The sequence below is a fragment of the Kitasatospora sp. RG8 genome, from assembly GCF_017813315.1.
Lineage (GTDB): Bacteria > Actinomycetota > Actinomycetes > Streptomycetales > Streptomycetaceae > Kitasatospora.
In genome coordinates this window covers 345,322-369,411 of record NZ_JAGIYX010000002.1, presented here as the reverse complement: position 1 = coordinate 369,411, position 24,090 = coordinate 345,322, and the positions used below count along the sequence as shown (strand labels likewise).

The window sequence follows — 24,090 nt, the reverse complement described above, 5'->3', positions numbered from 1 at the left end:
CGTGCTGCGACGGCGGTCCACGACAACTGTGCACCATGTGCAATAGTTGCACGCACTCTCTATCTACGCCAGCCTGATAACCGCGAGCGGGAAAATAAAGTGGGCCCCCGACACCGGGGCCGCGCCGCGCCGCGCCCGTACGACGGGCGGGGCAGGAGCGGGCCACGGGCGGGGGCCTTTCGGCAGGGCCAGGGGCGGGGCCCTTCGGCAGGGCCAGGGCGGAGTCCGGCGGGCGGGGCCAGGGCGGAGTCCGGCGGGCGGGCGCAGGCCATCCGGCGCAGGCCGCCGGGAGGAGGATCGCCTCCCCGGCTGCCGCTACGGCCGGACGGCGCCCATGTAGGGCATGACGCCGATCGGGAGGACCTCGATGTTCTTGCCGGTGCGGGGGGCGTGGATCATCTTGCCGTCGCCGATGTAGATGCCCACGTGGTGCAGGTCGTCGTAGAAGAAGACCAGGTCGCCGGGCTGGAGGTCGCCACGGGCGATGCGGGCGCCGGCGTTCCACTGGTCCTGGGACATCCGGGGGAGCTTGACGCCGGCCGCGCGGTAGGCGGCGCCGGTGAGGCCGGAGCAGTCGAAGCTGTTGGGGCCGGTCATGCTCCAGCCGTAGGGCTTGCCGAGCTGCGCGCTGGCGAACTGGATGATGGTGGCGGCGCGGCCACCGGCGGCCGGCGGCGGCGGGGTGCTCATGTCGGGCCGTTCGGCGGAGCGGGAGGCGCGGTCGGCGGCGGCGGCCTGCTGGGCGGCAGCCTTGGCCTTGTCGGCGGACTCCTGGGCGTTGATCTTGGCGCGGTCGGCGGCGCTGAGCTTGTTGAGCAGGGCCTGGGCCTGGGCGAGCTTGGCCTGGACCTGGCTCTTCTGCGCCCCGAGCGAGGCACCGACGGCGTCGAGTTCGGCGAGGGTGGCGGCGGCCTCGGTGCGGTCCTGGTCGAGCTTGCGCTGTTCGTCCTGGGCCTGCTTGAGCAGGTTCGTCTGGGAGTCGGAGACCTGGTTCTGCACCGAGGCGCGCTCCAGGTAGGCGGCCGGGTCGGAGTCGAGCATGAGCTGGATGCCCGGGTCCATGCCGTTGCTGCGGTACTGGTCCGCGGCCACCACGCCGAGCCGGGTGCGCAGTTCGTTCATGGCCTCCTGGCCGCGGGCGACCTTCTCCTGGATCCGGCTGGCCTCGCCCTGGAGCTTCTGCTGCTTCGCCTGGAAGCCGTTGTAGCGCTCGGCGGACTGCTCGGCCTCCTGGTTGAGCTGGTCCACCTGTTCCTTGACCGAGGCGAGGGTGGGGGTGGGCTCGGCGTGGGCCGTACCGGAGGCGAGGACCGCGCCGCCGGCCACGGCCGTGGTGAGGACCACCAGGCGGGCCCGGCTCGGGGGGCTGAGCTTGCGACGCTTTCCCATGGCGGTGGGCTCTCCTTCGGGAGGTACTGGAGGGACACTGGAAAAACGCTCGAGGGTGGTTCGCAGGTTCAGTTCGAGTCGCCGGGAATTGCGAAGGGCTCGGCGACGGCGAGCCGGGACGTACGCGGGACGCCGTCCCCGCCCGCCTCGTTCGAGGTGGCTCGGAGGAGGCGGGAACGGGGGTTCGGCTTGGCCCAGGGGACGAGGGGCGGGGGTCCGGCCTTCCCCCCTGTTCCGGGCCGTTCCGGGCGACCGGCCGTGCTCCGTGACACCGCCGCTGACCTCGGGTGCCGCCGCCTGCGGCACTCCTCGCCGCCCGGAGTGCTGGGGCCTCGCCGAATCGAGGGCAAGGTCACACGCGTCTCCCCTCCTACGCCCTCGCTAACGAGCGCTAACCTGCGGTCATGAAGGTCCCGCCCGAAGGGCTCCCCCTCGCTGCCGAGTTCCCGGCCGCGCACCGTGAGCAGTGGCAGCAGCTCGTCGAGGGCGTGCTGCGCAAGTCCGGTGCCCAGCCTGAGGACGGCGCCGCCGCCGAGCGAGCGCTCACCACCGGCCTCCAGGACGGGCTGCGCGCCCGCCCGCTGTACACCGCCGAGGACACCGCGGCCGAGCCCGGTTACCCCGGTTTCCCCCCGTTCGTCCGGGGCGGCCGGCCGCAGGGCTCCTCGGTCGCCGGCTGGGACGTCCGCCAGCGCCACGCCGACCCCGACCCGCGGCGCGCCAACGAGGCGGTCCTCGCCGACCTGGAGAACGGCGGCAGCTCGCTCTGGCTCGAACTGGGTGGCGACGGCCTGCCGGTCGCGGCCCTGCCGCAGGCGCTGACCGGCGTCTACCTGGACCTGGCCGGCGTGGTGCTCGACGCGGGCGCCGAATTCGCCGAGGCCGCCGAGCAGTTGTTCAAGCTGTACCAGGAGCGCGAGGTCTCCCCCGGCGCCGCCGCCGGCAATCTGGGCGCCGACCCGCTGGGCCTGGCGGCCCGCACCGGCGACGCCGGGCGCACCGACGCGCTGCTCACCGACGCCACGGCGCTCGCCGCGCGCTGCGCCGACGGCTACCCGGGCCTGCGCGCGCTGGCGGTCGACGCCCTGCCGTACCACGAGGCCGGCGCCTCGCCCGCGCAGGAGGTGGGCTGCTCGCTCGCCACCGGCGTCGCCTACCTGCGTGCGCTGACCGGGGCCGGGCTCTCCGTCGACGCCGCGCTGGGCCAGCTGGAGTTCCGTTACGCGGCCGACGCCGACCAGTTCCTGACGATCGCCAAGTTCCGTGCGGCGCGCCGCCTCTGGGCCCGGGTGGCCGAGGTGTCGGGGGCCGCCCCGGAGGCGTCGGCGCAGCGTCAGCACGCCGTCACCTCGGCCGTGATGATGACCGCGCGCGACCCGTGGGTGAACATGCTGCGCACCACGGTGGCCTGCATGGCCGCCGGGGTCGGCGGCGCGGACGCGGTGAGCGTCCAGCCGTTCGACAGCGCGCTGGGCCTGCCGGACGCGTTCGCCCGGCGGATCGCCCGCAACACCCAGTCCGTCCTGCTGGAGGAGTCGCACCTGGCCCGGGTGGTCGACCCGGCCGGCGGCTCCTGGTACGTGGAGCAGCTGACGGACGAGCTGGCGCACGCCGCCTGGGCGTGGTTCCAGGAGATCGAGCGGGCCGGCGGCCAGGCGGCCGCGCTGGCGTCGGGCCTGGTCGGCGAGCGGATCGCCGCGACCTGGGCGGAGCGTTCGGCCCGGCTGGCCAAGCGTCGCGAACCGGTCACCGGTGTCAGCGAGTTCCCGAACCTGGACGAGCAGCCGCTGGTCCGCGAGCCGGGCCCGGCCGGGCCGGGCGGCGGGCTGCCGCGGGTGCGCCGCGCCGAGGCGTACGAGGCGCTGCGGGACCGTTCGGACGCCGTCCTCGAAGCGACCGGCGACCGGCCGCGGCTCTTCCTGGCCTCGATCGGGACCGCCGCCGCGCACACCGCGCGGACCACCTTCGCGGCCAACCTGTTCCAGGCCGGCGGCATCGCGACGACGGCCGTCGAGTCCACCGACCCGGCCGCGTTCGCCGAGGCGTTCGCCGCCTCCGGCGTGCGGGTGGCCTGCCTCTGCTCCAGTGACCAGCTGTACGGCGAGCACGCCGGGGCGGTGACCGCGGCGCTGAAGGCCGCGGGCGCCCGGCGGGTGCTGCTGGCCGGCCGGCCCGGCGAGCAGCGGGAGGCCTACGAAGCGGCCGGCGTGGACGAGTTCGTGTTCGCGGGCGGCGACGCCGTCGCGACCCTGACCGGGCTGCTGGACGAGATCACGGGCGCAAGCCTCGACGAAAGCGGAGTGGCGTGATGATCCCCGACTTCACCGGAATCGGGCTGGACGGGGACGCCGCGGCGGACGTCACCGACGGGCAGTGGCGCACCGCCTGGCGGCAGGCCACCGGCAAGGACGTCGACGAGCTGCTCTGGGACACGCCCGAGGGCATCGGCGTCAAGCCGCTGTACACCGCGGACGACCTGGCGGGCCTGGACTTCCTGGGCACCTACCCGGGCATCGCCCCGTACCTGCGCGGCCCGTACCCGACGATGTACGTCAACCAGCCGTGGACGGTCCGCCAGTACGCCGGCTTCTCCACCGCCGAGGAGTCCAACGCCTTCTACCGCCGCAACCTGGCGGCCGGCCAGAAGGGCCTCTCGGTCGCCTTCGACCTGCCGACCCACCGCGGCTACGACAGCGACCACCCGCGGGTCACCGGCGACGTCGGCATGGCGGGTGTCGCCATCGACTCGATCTACGACATGCGCCAGCTGTTCGACGGCATCCCGCTGGACAAGATGTCGGTGTCGATGACCATGAACGGCGCGGTGCTGCCCGTGCTGGCGCTGTACATCGTGGCCGCCGAGGAGCAGGGGGTGCCGCCGGAGAAGCTGGCGGGGACCATCCAGAACGACATCCTCAAGGAGTTCATGGTCCGCAACACCTACATCTACCCGCCGCAGCCGTCGATGCGGATCATCTCGGACATCTTCGCGTACACCTCGCAGAAGATGCCGCGGTACAACTCGATCTCCATCTCCGGCTACCACATCCAGGAGGCCGGGGCCACCGCCGACCTGGAGCTGGCCTACACCCTGGCCGACGGCGTGGAGTACCTGCGGGCGGGCCTGGACGTCGGGCTGGACGTGGACGCCTTCGCGCCGCGGCTGTCGTTCTTCTGGGCGATCGGGATGAACTTCTTCATGGAGGTCGCCAAGCTGCGCGCGGCCCGTCTGCTCTGGGCCAAGCTGGTCAAGCAGTTCGACCCGAAGAACACCAAGTCGCTGTCGCTGCGCACCCATTCGCAGACCTCCGGCTGGTCGCTCACCGCGCAGGACGTGTTCAACAACGTCACCCGCACCTGCGTGGAGGCGATGGCGGCGACCCAGGGCCACACCCAGTCGCTGCACACCAACGCGCTCGACGAGGCGCTCGCCCTGCCGACCGACTTCTCGGCCCGGATCGCCCGCAACACCCAGCTGCTGCTCCAGCAGGAGTCCGGGACCTGCCGGGTCATCGACCCGTGGGGCGGTTCCGCGTACGTCGAGAAGCTGACCCACGACCTGGCCCGCCGTGCCTGGCAGCACATCCAGGAGGTGGAGGCGGCGGGCGGCATGGCCAAGGCGATCGACGCGGGCATCCCCAAGCTGCGCGTGGAGGAGGCCGCGGCCCGGACCCAGGCGCGGATCGACTCCGGCCGCCAGCCGGTGATCGGGGTCAACAAGTACCGGGTGGACAGCGACGAGCAGATCGACGTGCTCAAGGTCGACAACTCCTCGGTGCGGGCCCGGCAGATCGAGAAGCTGCGCCGGCTGCGCGACGAGCGCGACGAGGCCGCGACCCAGGACGCGCTGAACGCGCTGACCCGGGCCGCCGAGGCCGGTCCGCAGCGCGGCGGTTCGCTGGACGGCAACCTGCTGCACCTGGCTGTGAACGCGGCCCGGGCGAAGGCCACCGTCGGCGAGATCTCGGACGCCCTGGAGAAGGTGTACGGCCGGCACTCGGGCCAGATCCGTACGATCTCGGGTGTGTACCGAGACGAAGCCGGGGCGTCGGCGCCCCTCCAGCGCACCCGGGACCTGGTCGAGCGGTTCGAGCAGGCCGAGGGCCGGCGGCCGCGCATCCTGGTCGCCAAGATGGGCCAGGACGGCCACGACCGCGGGCAGAAGGTGATCGCGACCGCCTTCGCCGACCTCGGTTTCACGGTGGACGTGGGCCCGCTGTTCCAGACCCCGGCCGAGGTGGCCCGCCAGGCCGTCGAGGCGGACGTGCACATCGTCGGCGTCTCCTCGCTGGCCGCCGGTCACCTCACCCTGGTGCCGGCGCTCCGCACCGAGCTGGCCGCGGCCGGCCGGGAGGACATCACCATCGTGGTCGGCGGGGTCATCCCGCCCGGCGACTTCGACGCGCTGTACGAGGCGGGTGCCGCGGCGGTCTTCCCGCCCGGCACGGTGATCCCGGACGCCGCGTACGACCTGCTGAAGTCGCTGGCGGCCGATCTCGGCCACGAGCTGTGAGCCGGAGCCTCTAGCCGATGCCACCGCGGACGATCGACCTCGACAGCTACGTGACGGGTGTCCTGGAGGGCTCGCGCGCCTGGATCGCGCGGGCCGTCACCCTCGTCGAGTCCACCCGGCCCGACCACCGCGCCCTGGCGCAGCAGCTGCTCCAGCGGCTGCTGCCGCACGCGGGCGGGGCGGTCCGGGTCGGCATCACCGGCGTTCCCGGTGTCGGCAAGTCGACCTTCATCGACTCCTTCGGCACCATGCTGACGGGGCTGGGCCACCGGGTCGCGGTGCTCGCCGTCGACCCGACGTCCAGCCGCACCGGCGGCTCCATCCTGGGTGACAAGACCCGGATGGAGCGCCTGGCGGTCGACCCGGACGCCTTCGTCCGTCCCTCGCCGACGTCCGGAACCCTCGGCGGGGTCGCCAAGGCCACCCGCGAGTCGATGGTGGTGATGGAGGCGGCCGGTTACGACGTGGTGCTGATCGAGACGGTCGGCGTCGGGCAGTCGGAGACCACGGTGGCCGGCATGGTCGACTCCTTCCTGCTGCTCTCGCTGGCCCGCACCGGGGACCAGCTCCAGGGCATCAAGAAGGGCGTGCTGGAGCTGGCGGACGTCATCGCGGTGAACAAGGCGGACGGCCCGCACGAGACCGACGCGAAGGCCGCGGCCCGTGAACTCGCGGGCGCGCTGCGGCTGTTGCAGGCCCCGGACGCGCCGTGGACGCCGCCGGTGCTGACCTGCAGCGGCCGGGACGGCGCCGGGCTGGACGTGCTCTGGGAGCGTCTCCAGCAGCACCGCAAGGTCCTCGACGCCACCGGCGCGCTGGCGGCCAAGCGACGGGAGCAGCAGGTGGAGTGGACGTGGGCGATGGTCCACGACCAGCTGTTCGCCAGGCTCCACGAACACCCGCAGGTGCAGCGGCTCGCCCCGGAGCTGGAGGCCCGGGTCCGGGCGGGCACCCTCCCGGCGGGCCTGGCCGCGCAGCAGATCCTCGACGGCTTCTTCGGCGCCCCGTAGCTCCGTGGAACCCGAGCGCCCCGTCCTCCTCTCCCGGGAGGGCGGGGCGCTTCGTCGTTCGCGGGAACGGCCCCGGACCGGTCGGTCCGGGGCCGTCCTGCTGCCGTCCCCCGCGTCAGGCGGACTTGGCGGCGGTGAAGCGCTCCGTCACGTCCTGCCAGTTGACGACGTCCCAGAGCTTCGTGACGTAGTCGGGGCGGACGTTGCGGTACTGGAGGTAGTAGGCGTGCTCCCAGGCGTCGAAGGCGAGCAGCGGGGTGGTGCCCTGGCCGACGTTGCCGTGGTGGTCGTAGACCTGCTCGACGATCAGGCGCTTGCCGAGCGGCTCCCAGGAGAGGATGCCCCAGCCGGAGCCCTGGACGCCGGTGGTGGCGGTGGTGAGCTGCTTCTTGAAGGCCTCGAAGCTGCCGAAGTGCTCGGTGATGGCGTCGGCCAGCTCGCCCTCGGGGCGGTCGCCACCCTCCGGGGAGAGGTTCTGCCAGAACAGCGAGTGCAGCACGTGGCCGGACAGGTGGAAGGCGAAGGTCTTCTGAAGGCCGACCAGACCGCCGAACTGCTCCTTGTCGCGCGCCTCGGCGAGCTGCTCCAGGGTGTCGTTCGCGCCCTTGACGTAGGCGGCGTGGTGCTTGGAGTGGTGCAACTCCAGGATCTCGGCCGACATCGCCCGCTCCAGCGCGGAGTAGTCGTACGGCAGGTCGGGAAGCGAGTAGGTGCCCATCAGGACACAGCCCCTTTCGGCGGGTTGAACGGTGGTGGTCGTGCCGGGTCCACACTATTGCGTAGCAGTTGCAACAGCGAAGCATGGGCTCCTGCTTATTCCTCACGCCCCGTCGGGCACAATGGTCGCAACGGGAGGTAATGACCGACAAGGATGAGTGACTGTGACCGGATCGCCGGTGGTGCTGGGGATCGAATCCTCCTGCGACGAGACCGGCGCGGGGCTGGTCCGCGACGGCGTGCTGCTCGGCCAGGCGGTGGCGTCCAGCATGGACGAGCACGCCCGCTACGGCGGGGTGGTGCCCGAGATCGCCGCCCGCGCGCACGTCCACGCGATGGCACCGGTGATCCGCGAGGCCCTCGACCGGGCCGGGCTCAGCCTCGCCGACGTCGGCGCCGTCGCGGTGACGGCCGGCCCGGGGCTGTCCGGGGCCCTCCAGGTGGGGGTGGCCGCCGCCAAGGGCTACGCCTTCTCGCTCGGAGTCCCGCTCTACGGGGTGCACCACCTGGCCGGGCACGTGGCCGCCGCGACGCTGGACGGCGGGCCGCTGCCGAACCCCTCCGTGGTACTGGTCGTCTCCGGCGGGCACACCTCGCTGCTGCTGGTCCGCGACCTGGCCCGCGACCCGATCGTCCACCTCGGCGACACGCTGGACGACGCGGCCGGCGAGTGCTTCGACAAGGTCGCCCGGATCCTGCGCCTGCCCTACCCCGGCGGGCCCGCGATCGACCGCGCCGCCCGCGACGGCGACCCGCACGCCGTCCGGCTCCCGCGCCCGCTCACCGGGCCGCGTGACGACCCGTACGCATTCTCCTTCTCCGGCCTCAAGACCGCCGCCGCCCGCTGGGTCGAGGCGCACCGCACGGCCGGGACGGAGCCGCACGTCCCCGACGCGGCCGCCTCGTTGCAGGAGGCCGTGGCCGACGTGCTCACCCGCAAGGCCGTCCGGGCCTGCACCGACCACGGCATCGGCACCCTCGTGGTGGTCGGCGGCGTGGCGGCCAACTCCCGCGTCCGGGCGCTCGCCGAGCAGCGCTGCGCCGCCGCCGGGATCACCCTGCGGGTGCCGGCGCCGCGACTCTGCACCGACAACGGCGCGATGGTCGCCGCCGTCGGAGACCTGCTGGTCCGCGCCGGGGCCGGGCCCGCACCGGCGGAGCTCTCGACCGATCCCTCCGCGCCGCTGGAGTACGCCGCACTGACCCCGCTCACCCGCGCGCGGGCGGTGGCGGCGTAGCCGACCCCGGGACGCCCCGGTCACTCCGGATGCCCCGGATGCCCCGGATGCCCGGGACGCCCCGGATGCTCCGGACCTCCCGGGGCGAATCAGGCGTTCCGGGAGCTTACGGAGTTTCGGGAAACGGGGCCGGATTCGGCCCAACCCGGCCGACGGGCCCCGAAAGCCCCCACATCACCGGCCCCTGACAACGTTTCGGTTTCACTGCACACCAATCCGTTCCCAGGTCTTCCACCGCCGTACGCAATGTGCCATTTTACATGTCACACATCGAGTGGCCGCGCCCCAAACCGCGGCCCCGAACGGCCCCGGAGGCCCCCACAGATGCGTCCCTCCCGGATTTCCCAGGCCAACGCGCGCAGACTCCCTGCGCTCGGCGCCGCCTTCTTCATCTCGCTCGGCCTGTTCGCCCCGGCGAGCCAGGCGGCCCCCGTCGGCTCCGCGGCTCCGGCCGGCACCAGCGCCACCCCCTCGACCCCGCGGTCGATACCGGTTCCGAAGTCGCCGGACGCGAAGACCAACAACCCCTTCAGGATCTCCGGACAGGACACCGGCGAGGCGACGAAGGCGCCGGCGGCGCCGGCCACCGCGCCCGCCAAGGCGGCCAAGCAGTTCTCCGCCGCCGCCGGGGAGGCCTGTCCGGACATCTCCGGGGGGATCAGCGCCACGGGCAGCGCGCTGATCCAGCAGCTCAAGGCGCTGCCGAACGTCCCCTGCGTGTACCCGCTGTTCAACCTCACCGGCGACGCCGCGGCGAAGACCTTCAGCGAGTCCCAGATGGTGACCGTCGCCAACGCGCTGCGCGACGCCTCCGCCACCTACCCGGGCGACAACAGCACCTCCGTCGGCCAGCTGGTGATGTTCCTGCGCGCCGGCTACTACGTCCACGACACGTACCCGAACACCGTCGGCACCTACGGCACCGCGCTGGACACCGCCATCCACGGCGCGCTGGACGCCTTCTTCGCCAACCCGCACAGCAAGGACGTCACCAGCGCCAACGGCGACACCCTCAACGAGGTCGTCACCGTGATCGGCCAGGCGCGTTCGCTCGGCCGGTACGCCGGCGTCGTCAAGTGGCTGCTGGCCAACTACGGCGGCAGCTGGTCCGCCTCGATGACCCAGTCCGTCGAGCACCTGGAGTGGATCCTCAAGGAGGCCTTCGACGAGAAGGGCGGCGACCCCCAGGGCTTCAAGGCCGCGCTCAAGGCCGACCCCGGCATCCTCAACACCTGGTCCGACTTCATCACCCGCAACGGCCCGCTGCTGAACCGCTGGGACGTCGTCAGCAACATCGGCCGCTACCTCGGCTACGCGCTCCAGGTCCCCGAGCTCAAGGCCCCGCTCCGGCCGCTGATGAAGGACCTGATCAACCGCTACCCGAACGTCGGACCGACCGCCCCGATCACCATGAACCTGGGCTGGGCGACCCGTCAGTTCGACAAGGGCAACTGCTCGTCCTACGGCATCTGCGACCTGGGCACCCGCCTGATCCCGGTGATCCTGCCGACCCAGAAGGTCTGCAACGACGGCCTGAAGATCCGCGCCCAGGACATGTCCCCGGAGCAGCTGGCCACCACGTGCACCAGCCTGATCAACGAGGACGCCTACTTCCACAAGATCATCGGTGACAAGGGCGCCATCCCCGGCGACGTGAACACCAACCTGGAGGTCGTCGCCTTCGACGACTACGACCAGTACGCGCTGTACGCCTGGGCCTTCTACGACATCGACGTGGACAACGGCGGCATGTACGAGGAGGGCGACCCGAGCAAGCCGGGCAACCAGGCCCGCTTCATCGCCCACGAGGCGTCCTGGCTGCGGCCGTCGTTCTCGATCTGGAACCTGAACCACGAGTACACCCACTACCTCGACGGCCGCTACAACATGTACGGCGACTTCGAGGCCGGCATCACCACCCCGACCATCTGGTGGGTCGAGGGCATCGCGGAGAACATCTCGTACGGCTACCGCAACGTGCGCAACGACGACGCGATCGCCGAGGCCGCCAAGAAGACCTACAAGCTCAGCGAGCTGTTCGACACCGTCTACGACCAGACCGGCGACGCCACCGTCAACTCCAACCGCGTCTACCGCTGGGGCTGGCTGGCCGTGCGCTACATGCTCCAGGAGCACCGCGCGGACATGGACGCCGTCCTCGCCAAGTACCGCACCGGCGACTGGAACGGTGCCCGCACCATCCTGAAGCAGACCATCGGCACCCGCTACGACGCCGGCTTCGACGCCTGGCTGACCGCCTGCGCAAGCAACGACTGCGGCCCGCTGCCGGAGGCCCCGACCGGCCCGGTCACCCCGAACGTCCCGGTCTGCACCGTCGCCGACCCGCGCCAGTTCGACAAGGACTGCCGCCGGGACAACCTGTCCGCCACCACCGGCAACTACGACTACCACTTCATGTACCTGCCGGCCGGCGTCAAGCAGCTGACCATCACCAGCAGCGGCGGCACCGGCAACGCGGACCTGTACTACGGCGGCAGCAACTGGGCCACCACCGGCAACTTCCTGGCCAAGTCCACCAACGCGGGCAACGGCGAGACCCTGACCATCGCCAACCCGCCGTCCGGCTGGGTGTACTTCAGCCTCGCCGCCAACCAGTCCTTCAGCGGCGTCAGCGTCACCACGCAGTACCAGTAAGCCGGTGGTCACACCGTAACCGGATTTGCCGATACCAAGAACGCAGTACCAAGAACGCAGTACCGGGAGACCGGTCCTGAACGCCGCGCCCGCCCGGACCCCGTCCGGGCGGGCGCGGCGTCATGCGGAGGGACGCCCGTCGCCGGTGCCGCCGGCTACGGCGCCGCGGTGCGCTGGCCGGGGATCGAACGGTCGCGCTGGAGGTCCAGCAGCTCCCGGAAGAGCCCATCCTCCAGGGCGGCCAGCTCGTGCCAGGTGCCGGTCTGGACGATCCGGCCCGCGTCCATCACGATCACCCGGTCCGCCACCGCCGCGTTGGCGATGTTGTGGGTCACCAGGAGGGTGATCCGCCCGGGCGCGAGTGCGCGCAGCGCGTGCAGGATCCGGTGCTCGGCGCGCGGGTCGAGGTCGGAGGTCGGCTCGTCCAGGATCAGCAGCCCCGGACTGCGGGTGGTCCGGTAGAGCGCCCGGGCGACGGCCGCGCGCTGCCAGCCGCCGCCGGACAACTCGGCCCCGCCCCACCAGCCCTGGGCCAGCAGGGTGCGCCAGCCGGAGCGCAGCCGCGCCACCACCTCGTCGAACCCGGTCTGCCGGGCGGCCCGTTCCACCTCGGCCATCAGGTCGTCGGTGAGGTGGCCCAGGTGGATGTTCTCGGCGGCGCCGAGCGGCCAGCGGGCGAACTCCTGGGGGACGCGCGCCACCCTGGTCCACATCCCCTCGGCGTCCAGCCGCTCGACCGGCACGCCGTCCCAGAGGATCTGCCCCCGCTGCGGCAGGTAGAGGCCGGCCAGGAGCTTGAGCAGGGTGGACTTGCCGCTGCCGTTCTGCCCGATCACCGCGACCACCTCGCCCCGGCGCAGCGTCATGCTGACGTCCCGCAGCGCCGGTTCCTGTTGTTCGCCCGGGTAGGCGTGGGAGAGCCCGAGGACCTCCACCACGGCGGGGGCGTCGGGGGTGTGGTCACCACGCCGGATGCGGTGGCCGCCGGCCTCGTCCAGGAAGGTGAAGTAGTCGTCGAGGTAGAGGCCCATCCGGTAGAGCCGCGCGCCGTTGCCTACCACGCCCTGCAGACCGGAGGCGGCGGTGCGCAGCGCGAAGGTGGCGGTGCCGGCCGCGGCCAGGTCGATCCGCCCGGTGGCGACCAGGAAGAGCAGGGTGCCCCAGATCAGCGCGCTGCCGGCGCCGGTGCCGAGCGCGGCGAGCAGGGAGACCCGGGCCGCCTCCCGGGTGGCCCGGTCGGTGGCCGCCACGATCTTGGCCTCGGCGCGGCGGTACTTCGCCATCATGAAGGGGGTGACCTGGTCCGAACGGACCTGGTCGGCGCGGGCCTTGTCGACGAGGAACCAGCGGTAGACCCGCAGGGCCTGGCGGTCCTCGTCGGTGGTGACGGCCGCGAGGTAGTGGATCCGGGCGGTCCGGACGGCGGCCACTCCGGTCGGGACGGAGCCGAGCAGCAGGAAGGGCACCAGCCAGGGGTGCAGGGTGGCGAGCACTCCGGCCGCGGCGGCGAGCGAGACCGTGGAGGCGATCACGTCCTGGGCGTTGGAGAGCAGGTCGGGCGTGGTGGAGGCGCCCCGGTCGGCGGCCTCCCACTGCTCGTTGTAGGCGGGTTCGTCGTACGCCTTCAGTTCGGCCGCGCAGCCGGCGGCGACCAGGGCCAGTTCGGCCTCGCGGTTGATCCGCGGTGAGACCCGGCCGGAGAGGCCGACGACGGTGATGCCCAGCACGGCGCGCAGGCCCGTCGCGGTGGTGAGCAGGACGAGCGACGGCGCGGCGGCGTGCAGGTGGTCCGCGACCGGGCCGGGGACGAGCAGGGCGTCCAGGGTGCCGGTGGTGGCGTAGAGGGCGAGGGCGCCGAAGACGCCTGCCAGCAGCTGGCAGACCAACAGCAGCACGGTGGAGGTCCGGTCGGCGGCCCAGGCGAGGGCGAGGGCGCGGCGGACCAGGTGGGGGAGGCGGCGCAGCATGGCGGTGGTGGACATCGAGGCGCCGGCCTTGGCCCGGTTGTCGCCGGGGAAGCGGAGGCGCAGCTCCTCGTCGCGTTCGTCCTGCTCGGGCCGTTCCGGGTTTCGCGGGCGTCCCGCGTGGTCCGCGTGGTCCGGGTGGTCCGGCTCCGGAGCCGGGCCCGGGCCGGGTGCGTTCACGGCGGGCCCGTTCGCGGCCGGCCCGTTCGCGGCGGACCGGGTGCCGGGCTCCTTCGCGCCGGGCGGCTTCGGGCCGGGCGGCTTCGGGCCGGGCGGCTTCGGGCCGGGCTCTCTGGTTTTGGGCTCCTGCGTGTTGGGATCTTGCGTGTTGGGCTCGGACACGTTGCTCCCTCGGTTCGGCGGCCGGTGGCCGGTGCTGGTACGGGGGTTGGCGCTGTGCACGGGCAGCCCGGACCGCCGGACGGGCCGGTGACGGGCGTGTCGGGATCGCAGCGGTGCGGGTGGGAGCACGCTGCTCCGGGGGCGGGTGCCGGTGCGGTCCCCGATCCTGGCAGCGCCTCGGCGGGGCGCTCGGCGTGTCCCGGCCGGTCTCACTCGATCAGGTCGATTCCGTGTCGGCGGCGGCGAGTTGGTGGCGTGCGGCCGGTGGATCACTCCGCTGCGGGACGCCCCGGCCGGGCCTGCGCGAGGTGCGCGGGCCCGGCCGGCTGGTGCGGTCGGTACGGTGGGGTCAGCAGTTGCCCCAGCTGTTGGCGCTTCCCCGGTGCGCGTGGGCGGAGTCGCTCGGGGAGGAGGTGCCCGGCTTGATCACCTTGACGGTGCCCGAGTAGTCCGAGTACTGCCAGACGTAGGCGCACAGGCCCGAGGTGCCGTGGTTGTACCAGGAGGCGTCGTGGTTGTTGATCGCCCAGGACTCCCAGGAGTTGGCGTCCTTGAACTTGTACATGTTGCCGCGGTACTCGGTCTGGTCCCAGACGCAGAGGTAGCCCGACGGGCAGGCGGCGGTGCCGGTCGTGGCGGCGCCGGCGCCGGCCACCGGGGCGGCGACGGACAACACGGCGGCGAAGCCGAGGGTGAGCAGAGAGGTCAGGAAGCGGCGCATGGGCGCACTCCTCCGGGGAGAGGGCGGGTGGGGTGGACGAAGGCCTTCGAGACGAGGGACGGGCTCATTTGGTGAACCATCGTCACTTCGTGAAGACCATTAACGACCTACCATGGCGCCAGCGCAAGCCGATGCACTCGAAGGAGTGCGTACAGAAACGATGTTGACGCCGGAACGGCTGCCGCCCGCGGCGGCCGACGCCCACGACCGAAGAGGCGGCAGGAATGCAGGGAACCACCCCGGACGACAGCGGATCCGGCTCCCCCACCCGCCGCCAGCGGCTCCGGGCGGAACTCGAACGCGCCGCCCGGGCCGAGGCCCGCCGGCTGACCGCCGCCCACGGCGTGGAGGGGCTCAGCCTCTCCGCCGTCGCCCGCGGCGTGGGTGTCTCCCCGCCCGCCCTCTACCGGTACTTCGACGGGAAGCGCGGCCTGGTGCTGGCGGTGTACGAGGACGTCACCGTCGACTTCGTGGCCGAGGTCGCCGCCGCGGCCCAACGGGCCGCGTTCGACGGCGTGGGCGCCCAGCTCTACGCCGCCACCCGCGCCGTCCTGGACTGGGCGGTCGCCAACCCGGCCGAGTTCGACATCATCATGGGCGCCGGCTACGCCCGGCTCGCCGCCTCCGAACGGTCACTGGACCAGGTGCTCGTCCGCGAACTCGGCGGCCTCTTCGGCATCCTGTTCACCCGGCTCCGGGAGGACGGCCGACTGGTGTACCCGGCCGAGGAGGAGATCGACCCTGCACTGCTCGGCCAACTCCGCTTGTACGCCGAACTGTTGGGGCCGGACTACCCGCCGGGCGTCGCACTGCTGATGATCACCTGCTGGCGGCAGATCTACGGGCTGCTCTGCATGGCCGTCTACCGCCACCTGGCCGCCACCTTCGACGACTGCCTTCCACTGTTCGACCACATGCTGGACGACCTGCTCGGACGGCTGGGCGTCAGCCGCGCACCCGAGAGCGTTGACTCACGACGACCCCCCGGCCGCGAGTCAACGTCCAGACACACTTCAACGCGCGGTCACGACGGCGGCGTTCAGGAGACCGGGGCGGCGGACCAGGAGAGCAGCATGCGCAGGGCGTCGTCCGACGGCGTACCGGGATCGGCCGCGTAGGTGATCAGCGCCTGGTCGGGGTCGTCGGCCGGGCGCAGGGTGTCGTAGGCCAGGTCCAGCCCGCCGACCAGCGGGTGGCAGAAGCGCTTGCGACCGGAGGTCTTGTCCTGCACCGGATGCTCCGCCCACCAGCGGCGGAACTCCTCACTGCACATGGAGAGTTCGCCGATCAGCTCGGCCAGCCTCGGGTCGTCGGGCCGGCGCCCGGCCTCCAGGTGGAGGAAGGCGACGTTCTCCCGCGCGCAGGAGCTCCAGTCCACGTACAGCTCGCGCGAGGCGGGGTCGAGGAAGGTGATCCGGGCGATGTTCCGCTCCGCCGGAACGAGCCTCTCGAAGTCGCCGAAGAGGGCGGCGGCGGCACGGTTCCAGGCCAGTACGTCCATCCGACGGCCCATCACCATCGCTGGTGCATCGGTCAGTTTCTCCAGCAACCGGGTGAGCATCGGCCGGACCGGCTGCGGACCCCGCTGCGCGGACGGGCCCCGGCCGGAGCGGCGGGCGGGGCGGGGGCGGGCCAGCCGGTGCAGGTGGCGGACCTCGTCGGGGTCGAGCCGCAGGCCTCGGGCCAGCGCGTCGAGCACCGCCTCCGACGGGTTGCCGACCCGGCCCTGTTCGAGCCGGGTGTAGTAGTCGACGCTCACCCCGGCGAGCTGCGCCAGCTCCTCCCGTCGCAGCCCGGCGACCCGACGGCGGCCGCCGAAGTCGGGCAGGTCGACGTCCTCGGGCCGGAGCCGGGCGCGCCTGGTCCGGAGGAACTCGCTCAGGCTGATGGTGGTGTTCACAGGAGGATTGTCTCCCCGGCGGTGGCCGGCAGCCTGGCCCTGGCAGGACCAGGCTGCGGGCCGGAGCGCCCCGGGCGGGACTCCGGGTCAGGACTTCGGGACGGGACCGCCCGGGACGGGACTCCGGGACAGGACTTCGGGACGGGACCGCCCGGGACGGGACTCCGGGACAGGACTTCGGGACGGGACCGTCCGGGACCGGGCCTCGTCAGGCTGCCGGGACGGCCGTCACCATGCCGCCGTCCACGACGATGTCCTGCGCGGTGATGTACGACGAGCGGGGCGAGAGCAGGAATGCCACCGTCTCGGCGACGTCCTCGGAGGTGCCGAGCCGGCCGGTCGGCACCTGGGCCCGGAGGGCGCCGTGGTCCGCCGGGTCCGGGAAGGCCTCCGCGAAGATGTCGGTGACGATGAACCCGGGGCTCACCGAGTTGACCCTGATGCCCCGACCGGCCAGCTCGCCGCCGAGCGTGCGGGCGAGGTTGTGCACGGCGGCCTTGGTGGCCGCGTAGACCGACGCGTGGGCAGGGCCCCGGTGCAGCGTCCAGGAGGCGTTGAGGACGACGGACCCGCCACCCGCCGCGTCGAGCAGCGGCAGCGCGTACTGGACGGTGAAGAAGACGCCCTTGAAGTTGACGTCCACGGTGTGGTCGAAGTCCTTCTCGGTGACCTCGTCGCCGCGCTGGAAGACGGCGACGCCGGCGTTGGCGAACACGCCGTCCAACCGCCCGAACCGCTCGCCGGTCACGTCCATCAGGTGCTTCAGCTCGGTCGGCACGCCGGCATCGGCGCGAACCGCGAGGAGGCGCCCACCCGCGACCAGCTCCGCCGCGGCGCGCGCCAGCTTGGCCTCGTCCCGTCCGGTGATCACCACGCTCGCACCGCCGTCCAGCAGCAGCCTCGCCGTGGCGAGGCCCATCCCCCGGCTGCCGCCGGTGATCAGCACCACCTTGCCGTCGAACTCCCGGGAGCCGCCCGGGCACCGGCCCTTCCAGCCTCCGGAGGCCTCGTCCGGGGCGGTCGCGCGCGCGGAGGTGTTGCCGGAGGTGTCGTTCGTGAAGGTGTCGTTCGCGGAGGTGGTGTCGGGGGTCTCGTCCGTGGGGGTCTTGTCCGTGGGGGTCTTGTCCGTGGAGGTCATGCCCCCACCCTCGTGGCCACCCGCCCCCGCCCACCAGGCCCGCCGCAACCGGGGTCCGGCAGGGCCACCCTTCCGGCCGCGCGGGGCCCGACCTCCCTCTCGGGGCCCGACCTCCCTCTCGGGGCCCGACCTCCCTCTCGGGGCCCGGCCTCCCTACCGGGCCCGGCCGACGGACCGGCCGGCGGCGGCCCGGCCGACGGGGGCGGTCGCCGGGCCCGCGTCGACGGTCGCCCGGGGTTCCGGCGCCGGCCCCGCGGGCCAGACCCGGGCCGCGACCGTGCCCGCCACCAGCGCCAGTACGCCCAGGACGACCGTCGCGGCCGGAAGGCCCGCGGTGGCGCCGAGCCAGCCGGCCAGCGGATAGGTCAGCAGCCAGCAGCCGTGCGAGAGGGAGAACTGGGCGGCGAACACGGCGGGCAGGTCGGCCGGGCACACCGCGTCGCGCAGGACGCGTCCGGTCGGGGTGAGGATCAGCGAACCCGCGGCGCCGAAGCCGGTCCAGAGTGCGAGCAGGGCGGGCCAGCGCCAGCCGGCGGTGCCGTCCGGGCCGGCCACCGTGAGTGCGGCGAGCGCGGCGAGGAGTCCGGCGGTGCCGAACGCCGCCGGGAGCATCACCGCGCGGTCGGTCACCCGGTCCAGCGCGCGGGGCAGCAGCAACGCGACGGCCATCGAGCCCGCGCCGTACGCGCCCAGTGCGAGGGGGACGTCACCAACCGGGCGGCCGAGCTGGTCGCGGACGTAGACCACGGTGTTGACGATCACCATAGCGCCGCCGGCGGCGACCGCGAGGTCGAGGGCGAGCATCGCGCGCAGCCGGGGCGCGGCCAGGAAGAGGCGCCCTCCGCGGACCGAGCGCTCCAGGACGCCGCCGGGGAGGGCGGACGGCGTCGGCTTGGGGAGGACGACGGAGACGACCAGGGCCGCCGAGGCGAGGAACCCGGCCGTGGTGCCCCAGAACAGCCAGTGGTAGCCGACCAGCGCCAGCAGTCCCGCGGCGAGCACCGGACCGGCGACGCTCTCCAGGTCGTACGCGAGCCGGGAGAGCGACAGTGCGCGGGTGTAGTCGCGCTCGGCGAGCAGGACTTCGGGGATCACCGACTGGAACGCCGGGGTGAACGCCGCCGAGGCGGCCTGGAGCAGGAAGATCAGCAGGTAGACCTGCCAGACCGTGGTGACGAACGGCAGCACGAGGGCGACGGTCGCCCGGGTCAGGTCGGAGGCGACCATCAGACGGCGGCGCGGGATCCGGTGGGCCAGCGCGCCGACGACCGGCGCGATGCCGACGTAGGCGACCATCTTGATCGCCAGCGCGGTGCCGAGCACGGAGCCGGCGTCCGCCCCCGCGAGGTCGTAGGCGAGCAGGCCGAGGGCGATCGTCGCCAGACCGGTACCCACGAGGGCGACGACCTGGGCGGCGAACAGGTGCCGGTAGGTGGGCTCGCGCAGCACGGACAGCATGGGGACCCCGCTCGGGCTCGGCGCGCACGGCGACGGCGCGCAGGACGACAGGGCACCGGCACGGCGCACGGACAGCCGCAGGACGAAGGGCCGCCGTACGGCAGCAACACGAGCAGCGGCGGAGCGGACGCCGGAGGACCGGGGCGACGACATCAGCATAGGACAACATGTGCATACGTGTGCACCTATTGATCGGAAGAAGGCCCCGCCCACGGCCGTGCCGCCGCCCCACCGTCTTCCGTCCGTCGCGCGGCCGCCCCGCCGCCGGCCACCGCCCCGCCGCTCAGTCGTGCGGGGGCAGCCCGCTGATCTGGTGGTCGGCGACGTTCAGCGCCTCGTTGACCAGCCGGCGCAGGTGCCCGTGCCGCAGCGCGTATACGACCCGCCGGCCGTCCTTGCGGGTGGTGACCAACCCGGCCAGCCGGAGCTTGCTCAGGTGCTGGCTGACCGAGGGCCGGGCCGCGCCGCAGGCCTCGGTCAGCGTCGTCACATCGGCCTCGCCCTCGCCGAGGCGCTGCATCAGCGCGAGCCGGGTGCGGTCGGCGAGCAGCACGAGGATCCCGGCGGCCGTCTCCAGCCGTTCGTCGTTCCGCAGCCGCTCGTCGGCGTCCGGCTGCTGCGACCGATGCGCACCTGATAGCTGAAGGCTCCCGCTCATGGGCTCATCGTAGAGGGCGCACGCGGCGGCCCACCTGTACGCACGCGGCGCCACCGACCGGCCCGCGCCCCCGGCCTTCCCGGCGGCGGCCCCGGTCACGACCGCGGTCACGACACCGGCAACCGGCGGCGGGCGGCACCCGGAGGGGTGGTGCGGGAGGGGCGGTGCAGTGCGGGATGAGGTGGCGCGCGATGCGCGGGCAAGCCCGGCCCGCCACCCTGATACGGCTCCGACACTCCCCCGATGTCCCCTCGACGGCGCCTCACCCTCCTGGCGCGCAGCGGTGTTCGTCCGGCTCGTTCGCCCGGCTCGTTCGCCCGGCTCAGGAGAAGTCCAGCGACCCCGTGCGGGTGCGCTTGAGCTCGAAGAACTTCGGGTAGCCGGCCAGCAGCCGCACGCCGTCGAAGACGTTCACGGCGTCCTGCCCGCGCGGGATCGCGCTGAGCACCGGCCCGAAGAACGCGGTGCCGTCCACGTGGATGGTGGGCGTCCCGACCTCCTCGCCGACCGGGTCCATGCCCTCGTGGTGGCTCTTGCGCAGCGCGACGTCGAACGCCGTGCTGTGGGCCGCGTCGGCCAGCGACTCGGGGAGCCCGGCCTCGACCAGGGCCTCGCGCAGGACGGTGTCGTCGGCGGCCCGGTCCTGGTCGTGCAGGCGGGTGCCGAGCGCGGTGTAGAGGTCGCGCAGGACGTGCTCCCCGTGCTGTTCGGCGGCGGCGATGCAGACCCGCACCGGGCCCCAGCCGGTGTCCAGCAGCCGGCGGTAGCGCTCGGGGAGGTCCTCGCGGCCCTCGTTGAGGACGGAGAGGCTCATCACCCGGAAGGTGAGGTCGAGTTCGCGGTGGCGCTCGACCTCCAGGATCCAGCGGGAGGTGATCCATGCGAAGGGGCAGACGGGATCGAAGTAGAAGTCGACTTTGTTGGTCACGGTGCCCAGCCTAGGAGTGATGTGGACCGATGGACAGGGCCGGTTGTGTCCCTGAATTCTGGGCCACTTGAACGCCCGGGCCGCTTGAGCGCCTGGACCTCAGGGACGGCCTGGTCACGGCCGGCCTTGTCACTGGGCGGCCTTGTCACTGGGCGGCCTTGTCACTGGGCGGCCTGGTCACGGGCGGCCTTGTCACGGGGCGGCCGGGGCCGGTCAGCTGTCGAAGCCGAGGCCGAGCCGGTCCAGGCTCCGCAGCCAGAGGTTGCGGCGGCCGGCGTTGCGGTCCGCCTGCGCGAGCGACCAGCGGGTCGCGGTGATGCCGGCCCAGCGGACCGGCTCGGGCGGGAACGGCAGCGGCTTGCGGCGGACCATCTCCAGCGCGGTCCGCTCGGTGCGCTCACCCGCGAGCAGGTCCAGCATCACCTCCGCGCCGAAGCGGGTGGCGCCCACGCCGAGGCCGGTGTAGCCGGCCGCGTAGGCGACCCGCCCCCCGTGCGCGAGGTCGAAGAAGGCGCTGAACCGGGTGCAGGTGTCGATCGCGCCGCCCCAGGCGTGGGTGAAGCGCAGCCCCTCCAGCTGCGGAAAGGTCCGGGCGAAGTGCCGGGCCAGGGTGGCGAAGGTCTCCGGCCGGCGGTCGTGCTCGGCCCGGACCCTGCCCCGGTAGTGGTAGACCGCGTCGTAGCCGCCCCAGAGGATCCGGTTGTCGGCGGAGAGCCGCACGTAGTGGAACTGGTTGGCGCTGTCCGAGAAGCCCTGGCGGCCCCGCCAGCCGACGGCGGCGAGCTGATCGGCGGTGAGCGGCTCCGTCATCAGCGCGTAGTCGTACACCGGGACGGTGTAGGGGCGGTGGCGCCGCAGCAGCGAGGGGAAGGCGTTGGTGGCGAGCGCGACCTTGCCCGCGAGCACCCGGCCGTACCCGGTGCGGACGGCGATGCCGGGGCCCGAGGCGGTGAGTGCGACGGCGGGGGTGTGCTCGTGGATCCGCACGCCCCGCTCCAGACAGGCCCGCTTGAGGCCCCAGGCGAGCCGCGCCGGGTTGACCATCGCCACGCCCTCGCGGTCCCAGAGCCCGCCCAGGAAGGTCGGCGAGTCGATCTCGGCCCGCACGGCGGCGGCGTCCAGCGGTGTGAGCTCCGTGCCGTAGCGGGCCGCCAGTTCGGCGAACCCGTGCAGTTCGTCGACCTGGTGGGGCTCGGTCGCCACGGTCAGCGCGCCGGTCCGCTCCCAGTCGCAGTCGATGCCGTAGCGCTTGACGGCGTCCTCCATCGCCTGGAGGTTCTGCTCGCCGAGCCGCTCCAGCCTGGCCAGCTCGCCCGGCCAGCGCTCGTGGCCGTTGGCCAGGCCGTGGGTGAGGCTCGACTCGCAGAAGCCGCCGTTGCGGCCGGAGGCGGCCCAGCCGACCTCGTGGCCGTCGACCAGGACGACGTCCAGCGAAGGGTCCCGCTCCTTGGCGATCAGCGCGGTCCACAGGCCGGAGTAGCCCCCGCCGACCACCAGGAGGTCGCACCGGGTGGTGCCGACCAGCGCGGGGCGCGGCTCCGGCCGACCGGGGTCGTCCAGCCAGAACGGGGTGGGCCGGGCGTCCTGCAGCGCGTGGACGGGATCCATGCGGGTCTCCTTCTGGTGCCGGGAGTGACGGGCTCCTCCTCCCGCCATGAGAACGTCACCCGCACAACAACGTCAATGGTGTTGACATAAGTGCGGCCCTCCGGCCGTTCGGCTGTCGCGCGACTGCGGGACCGCCCGCCCGGCCACATCCGGGACCGCCCGTCCCGCCACGTCCCAGGCTTATGACAACAGCATTGACGTGCAGCGGGAGCGGCGGTTTCATGGCCAGCCACCGGCCGTTCGGCCGCCACCCCATCCCCCCACACGCAAGGCGGTGTTCCCTTGGCAGAAACCGTCCAGGACACGGGTACCGGTCCGAGAGTCCACTCCACCGACTCCCCCGTCTCCATGCGCAAGTCCCTCGGTCTGCTCGACGGGGCGGCGATCGCCGCCTCCAGTACGGCGGCCACCAGCAGCATCGGCATCGGCCTCGGGCTGACCGCCGGCATCGTCGGACTCCACCTCCCGGCGATCATGCTGCTCGCCTTCCTGCCCGTGCTCGCCATCGCCGGCGGCTACGGCCGGCTCAACCAGGTCGACCCCGACGCCGGCAGCAGCTACCGCTGGGTCGGCCGCACGCTCAACCCCTGGCTCGGCTTCCTCACCGGCTGGGTCAACACGGTCGGCACCGTCGTCTTCATGGCGTACACCACGACGGTGACCGGCTCCGCGATCATCCAGCTGCTCGGCCAGGCCACCGTCCACTCCGTCCTCGGCCTGCGCCTGGACCCGGACTCCACCCTCCAGTGCACCCTGCTCGGGCTGGTCGTGCTGATCGCCGCCTCGCTGGTCGCCGTCCGCGGCCTCGACCTCGCCGCCCGCCTGCAGAAGTACCTGCTGGTCTTCGAGTACGGCGTGCTGCTCGCGTTCTGCGGCTACGGCCTGTTCGCCGGGGACCAGCCGTTCTCGCTGCAGTGGTTCAACCCCTTCGACATCCCCTCGCTCAGCGCGCTCGCCCAGGGCATGGTGCTCGCGGTGTTCTGCTACTGGGGCTTCGAGTCGGTGTTCAGCGTCGGCGAGGAGGTCCGCGACCCGAGGGACGCCTCCCGCGCGGGCATCCTCGCCCTGGTCGTGATGATGCTGCTCTTCCTGCTCGCCGGCACCGCCTTCCAGCGGGTCCTGCCACTGGACGAGCTGGCCGACAACGGCGCGCAGGGACTGGCCTACTTCGGCACCAAGCTGGCCCACCAGCCGCTCGCCGCGCTGCCGCTGATCGCCCTGACCTTCTCCGCCGTCGCGTCACTGCAGGCGGCCGTCATCCCCACCGCCCGCGGCCTGTTCGCCATGGGACGCGACGGCGTGCTCGGCCCGGTCTGGACGAAGCTGCACCCCAAGCACACCACCCCGGCGGTCGGCACCCTGCTGATCACCGGCATCGCCTGCGTGCTCTCCCTGCTCTCGATCGCCATCCCCACCGTCGGCGACCTCATCTCCGCCGCCGTCAACGCGATCGGCATCGTGGTCGCCCTCTACTACGCGCTCACCGCCGTCGCCGCGGCCGTGCGGTTCCGCCACCTGCTGCGCACCGCGCCGCTGGAGGGCCTGCGCGCGGTGGTCGGGCCGCTGCTCGGCGCGGCCGCGCTGCTCTTCGTCGGCGGTTACCTCGCCTGGACCTTCTACGACTCCGCCGACCACTTCGAGCTCGCCGCCGACAACGGCTGGTTCGAGTTGCTGGTGCCCGTCCTGATGATCGCCTCCGGCCTGGTGGCGGCGGCCTGGGCCCGGTGGCGGCGCCGCTCGGCGTACTTCGACCGGCCGGCCGTGGCCGACACCGCGACGCCGACGGTCTGACGCCCCCGCCCCCGCCCCTCGCACCCCCGCGCCCCTCGCGCCCCTCGGGGCCCCTACGTC

Annotated in this window: 17 protein-coding genes; 7 read left to right on the top strand and 10 right to left on the bottom strand. The window is 73.0% G+C overall.

Going from position 1 to position 24,090, the window contains the following annotated elements:
- Window positions 1-315: 315 nt before the first annotated feature.
- Window positions 316-1,389: a C40 family peptidase gene (locus J5Y04_RS04485; protein ID WP_209410444.1), complete on the bottom strand. Its 1,074-nt coding sequence runs from the start codon at window positions 1,387-1,389 to the stop codon at window positions 316-318.
- A 404-nt stretch (window positions 1,390-1,793) separates the two neighbouring features.
- On the opposite strand from J5Y04_RS04485, the gene J5Y04_RS04480 reads away from it, so the two are divergent.
- The 3 genes from J5Y04_RS04480 to meaB are packed head-to-tail and all read left to right on the top strand — an operon-like array spanning window position 1,794 to window position 6,912.
- A complete protein-coding gene (locus tag J5Y04_RS04480) occupies window positions 1,794-3,698 on the top strand; it encodes a methylmalonyl-CoA mutase family protein (RefSeq protein WP_209410443.1) in 1,905 nt (634 codons plus the stop codon).
- The gene (scpA, locus tag J5Y04_RS04475; protein WP_245204225.1) at window positions 3,698-5,902 is read left to right on the top strand and encodes a methylmalonyl-CoA mutase; all 2,205 of its coding nucleotides are present in this window, start codon (window positions 3,698-3,700) and stop codon (window positions 5,900-5,902) included. Before J5Y04_RS04480 ends, scpA begins: the two co-directional genes overlap by 1 nt.
- A gap of 17 nt (window positions 5,903-5,919) precedes the next feature.
- Window positions 5,920-6,912, top strand: coding sequence for a methylmalonyl Co-A mutase-associated GTPase MeaB (gene meaB, locus J5Y04_RS04470; protein ID WP_209410441.1), 993 nt, complete (start codon window positions 5,920-5,922; stop codon window positions 6,910-6,912).
- 115 nt (window positions 6,913-7,027) lie between these two features.
- Here meaB and J5Y04_RS04465 read toward each other — a convergent pair whose 3' ends face one another.
- On the bottom strand, window positions 7,028-7,630 hold the full coding sequence (locus tag J5Y04_RS04465; protein WP_209410440.1) for a superoxide dismutase: 603 nt from the start codon (window positions 7,628-7,630) through the stop codon (window positions 7,028-7,030).
- 163 nt (window positions 7,631-7,793) lie between these two features.
- On the opposite strand from J5Y04_RS04465, the gene tsaD reads away from it, so the two are divergent.
- Together tsaD and J5Y04_RS04455 are read left to right on the top strand one after the other, a co-directional pair.
- The gene (gene tsaD, locus J5Y04_RS04460) at window positions 7,794-8,867 is read left to right on the top strand and encodes a tRNA (adenosine(37)-N6)-threonylcarbamoyltransferase complex transferase subunit TsaD (protein WP_307852923.1); all 1,074 of its coding nucleotides are present in this window, start codon (window positions 7,794-7,796) and stop codon (window positions 8,865-8,867) included.
- A gap of 324 nt (window positions 8,868-9,191) precedes the next feature.
- Complete coding sequence (locus J5Y04_RS04455) at window positions 9,192-11,522, top strand: M9 family metallopeptidase (RefSeq protein ID WP_209410439.1); 2,331 nt, start codon at window positions 9,192-9,194, stop codon at window positions 11,520-11,522.
- Between the two features lie 155 nt (window positions 11,523-11,677).
- On the opposite strand, the gene J5Y04_RS04450 is transcribed toward J5Y04_RS04455, so the two are convergent.
- Together J5Y04_RS04450 and J5Y04_RS04445 are read right to left on the bottom strand one after the other, a co-directional pair.
- The gene (locus J5Y04_RS04450; RefSeq protein WP_307852921.1) at window positions 11,678-13,666 is read right to left on the bottom strand and encodes an ABC transporter ATP-binding protein; all 1,989 of its coding nucleotides are present in this window, start codon (window positions 13,664-13,666) and stop codon (window positions 11,678-11,680) included.
- 511 nt (window positions 13,667-14,177) lie between these two features.
- On the bottom strand, window positions 14,178-14,549 hold the full coding sequence (locus J5Y04_RS04445; protein WP_209410438.1) for a peptidase inhibitor family I36 protein: 372 nt from the start codon (window positions 14,547-14,549) through the stop codon (window positions 14,178-14,180).
- A 224-nt stretch (window positions 14,550-14,773) separates the two neighbouring features.
- On the opposite strand from J5Y04_RS04445, the gene J5Y04_RS04440 reads away from it, so the two are divergent.
- Window positions 14,774-15,667, top strand: coding sequence for a TetR/AcrR family transcriptional regulator (locus J5Y04_RS04440; RefSeq protein WP_209410437.1), 894 nt, complete (start codon window positions 14,774-14,776; stop codon window positions 15,665-15,667).
- Here J5Y04_RS04440 and J5Y04_RS04435 read toward each other — a convergent pair.
- The 6 genes from J5Y04_RS04435 to J5Y04_RS04410 all read right to left on the bottom strand — a co-directional run bounded on the left by J5Y04_RS04435 (window position 15,589) and on the right by J5Y04_RS04410 (window position 22,239).
- On the bottom strand, window positions 15,589-16,449 hold the full coding sequence (locus J5Y04_RS04435) for a helix-turn-helix transcriptional regulator (protein ID WP_209410436.1): 861 nt from the start codon (window positions 16,447-16,449) through the stop codon (window positions 15,589-15,591). The genes J5Y04_RS04440 and J5Y04_RS04435 overlap by 79 nt on opposite strands.
- A gap of 208 nt (window positions 16,450-16,657) precedes the next feature.
- The gene (locus tag J5Y04_RS04430; RefSeq protein WP_209410435.1) at window positions 16,658-17,587 is read right to left on the bottom strand and encodes an SDR family NAD(P)-dependent oxidoreductase; all 930 of its coding nucleotides are present in this window, start codon (window positions 17,585-17,587) and stop codon (window positions 16,658-16,660) included.
- Window positions 17,588-17,740: 153 nt separating this feature from the next.
- Window positions 17,741-19,045: an MFS transporter gene (locus J5Y04_RS04425; RefSeq protein ID WP_209410434.1), complete on the bottom strand. Its 1,305-nt coding sequence runs from the start codon at window positions 19,043-19,045 to the stop codon at window positions 17,741-17,743.
- A 283-nt stretch (window positions 19,046-19,328) separates the two neighbouring features.
- Window positions 19,329-19,703 carry a helix-turn-helix transcriptional regulator gene (locus tag J5Y04_RS04420; RefSeq protein ID WP_148646491.1) on the bottom strand — a complete coding sequence of 125 codons (375 nt, stop codon included), beginning with the start codon at window positions 19,701-19,703 and terminating at the stop codon, window positions 19,329-19,331.
- A 322-nt stretch (window positions 19,704-20,025) separates the two neighbouring features.
- Entirely contained in the window at window positions 20,026-20,631 is a 606-nt protein-coding gene (locus tag J5Y04_RS04415; protein ID WP_209410433.1) for a disulfide bond formation protein DsbA, read from the bottom strand.
- Window positions 20,632-20,844: 213 nt separating this feature from the next.
- On the bottom strand, window positions 20,845-22,239 hold the full coding sequence (locus J5Y04_RS04410) for an FAD-binding oxidoreductase (protein WP_209410432.1): 1,395 nt from the start codon (window positions 22,237-22,239) through the stop codon (window positions 20,845-20,847).
- A 348-nt stretch (window positions 22,240-22,587) separates the two neighbouring features.
- On the opposite strand from J5Y04_RS04410, the gene J5Y04_RS04405 reads away from it, so the two are divergent.
- Window positions 22,588-24,030 carry an APC family permease gene (locus J5Y04_RS04405; RefSeq protein WP_209410621.1) on the top strand — a complete coding sequence of 481 codons (1,443 nt, stop codon included), beginning with the start codon at window positions 22,588-22,590 and terminating at the stop codon, window positions 24,028-24,030.
- Window positions 24,031-24,090: the final 60 nt, after the last annotated feature.

What these genes read in the sequence shown, in the direction of transcription:
- J5Y04_RS04440 (WP_209410437.1), top strand. Translation starts at nt 14,774, where the DNA reads ATGCAGGGAACCACCCCGGACGACAGCGGATCCGGCTCCCCCACCCGC.
- J5Y04_RS04455 (WP_209410439.1), top strand. Translation starts at nt 9,192, where the DNA reads ATGCGTCCCTCCCGGATTTCCCAGGCCAACGCGCGCAGACTCCCTGCG.
- J5Y04_RS04445 (WP_209410438.1), bottom strand. Translation starts at nt 14,549, where the DNA reads ATGCGCCGCTTCCTGACCTCTCTGCTCACCCTCGGCTTCGCCGCCGTG.
- meaB (WP_209410441.1), top strand. Translation starts at nt 5,920, where the DNA reads ATGCCACCGCGGACGATCGACCTCGACAGCTACGTGACGGGTGTCCTG.
- J5Y04_RS04430 (WP_209410435.1), bottom strand. Translation starts at nt 17,587, where the DNA reads ATGACCTCCACGGACAAGACCCCCACGGACAAGACCCCCACGGACGAG.
- J5Y04_RS04465 (WP_209410440.1), bottom strand. Translation starts at nt 7,630, where the DNA reads ATGGGCACCTACTCGCTTCCCGACCTGCCGTACGACTACTCCGCGCTG.
- scpA (WP_245204225.1), top strand. Translation starts at nt 3,698, where the DNA reads ATGATCCCCGACTTCACCGGAATCGGGCTGGACGGGGACGCCGCGGCG.
- J5Y04_RS04420 (WP_148646491.1), bottom strand. Translation starts at nt 19,703, where the DNA reads ATGAGCGGGAGCCTTCAGCTATCAGGTGCGCATCGGTCGCAGCAGCCG.
- J5Y04_RS04480 (WP_209410443.1), top strand. Translation starts at nt 1,794, where the DNA reads ATGAAGGTCCCGCCCGAAGGGCTCCCCCTCGCTGCCGAGTTCCCGGCC.
- J5Y04_RS04410 (WP_209410432.1), bottom strand. Translation starts at nt 22,239, where the DNA reads ATGGATCCCGTCCACGCGCTGCAGGACGCCCGGCCCACCCCGTTCTGG.
- J5Y04_RS04405 (WP_209410621.1), top strand. Translation starts at nt 22,588, where the DNA reads ATGCGCAAGTCCCTCGGTCTGCTCGACGGGGCGGCGATCGCCGCCTCC.
- J5Y04_RS04425 (WP_209410434.1), bottom strand. Translation starts at nt 19,045, where the DNA reads ATGCTGTCCGTGCTGCGCGAGCCCACCTACCGGCACCTGTTCGCCGCC.
- J5Y04_RS04485 (WP_209410444.1), bottom strand. Translation starts at nt 1,389, where the DNA reads ATGGGAAAGCGTCGCAAGCTCAGCCCCCCGAGCCGGGCCCGCCTGGTG.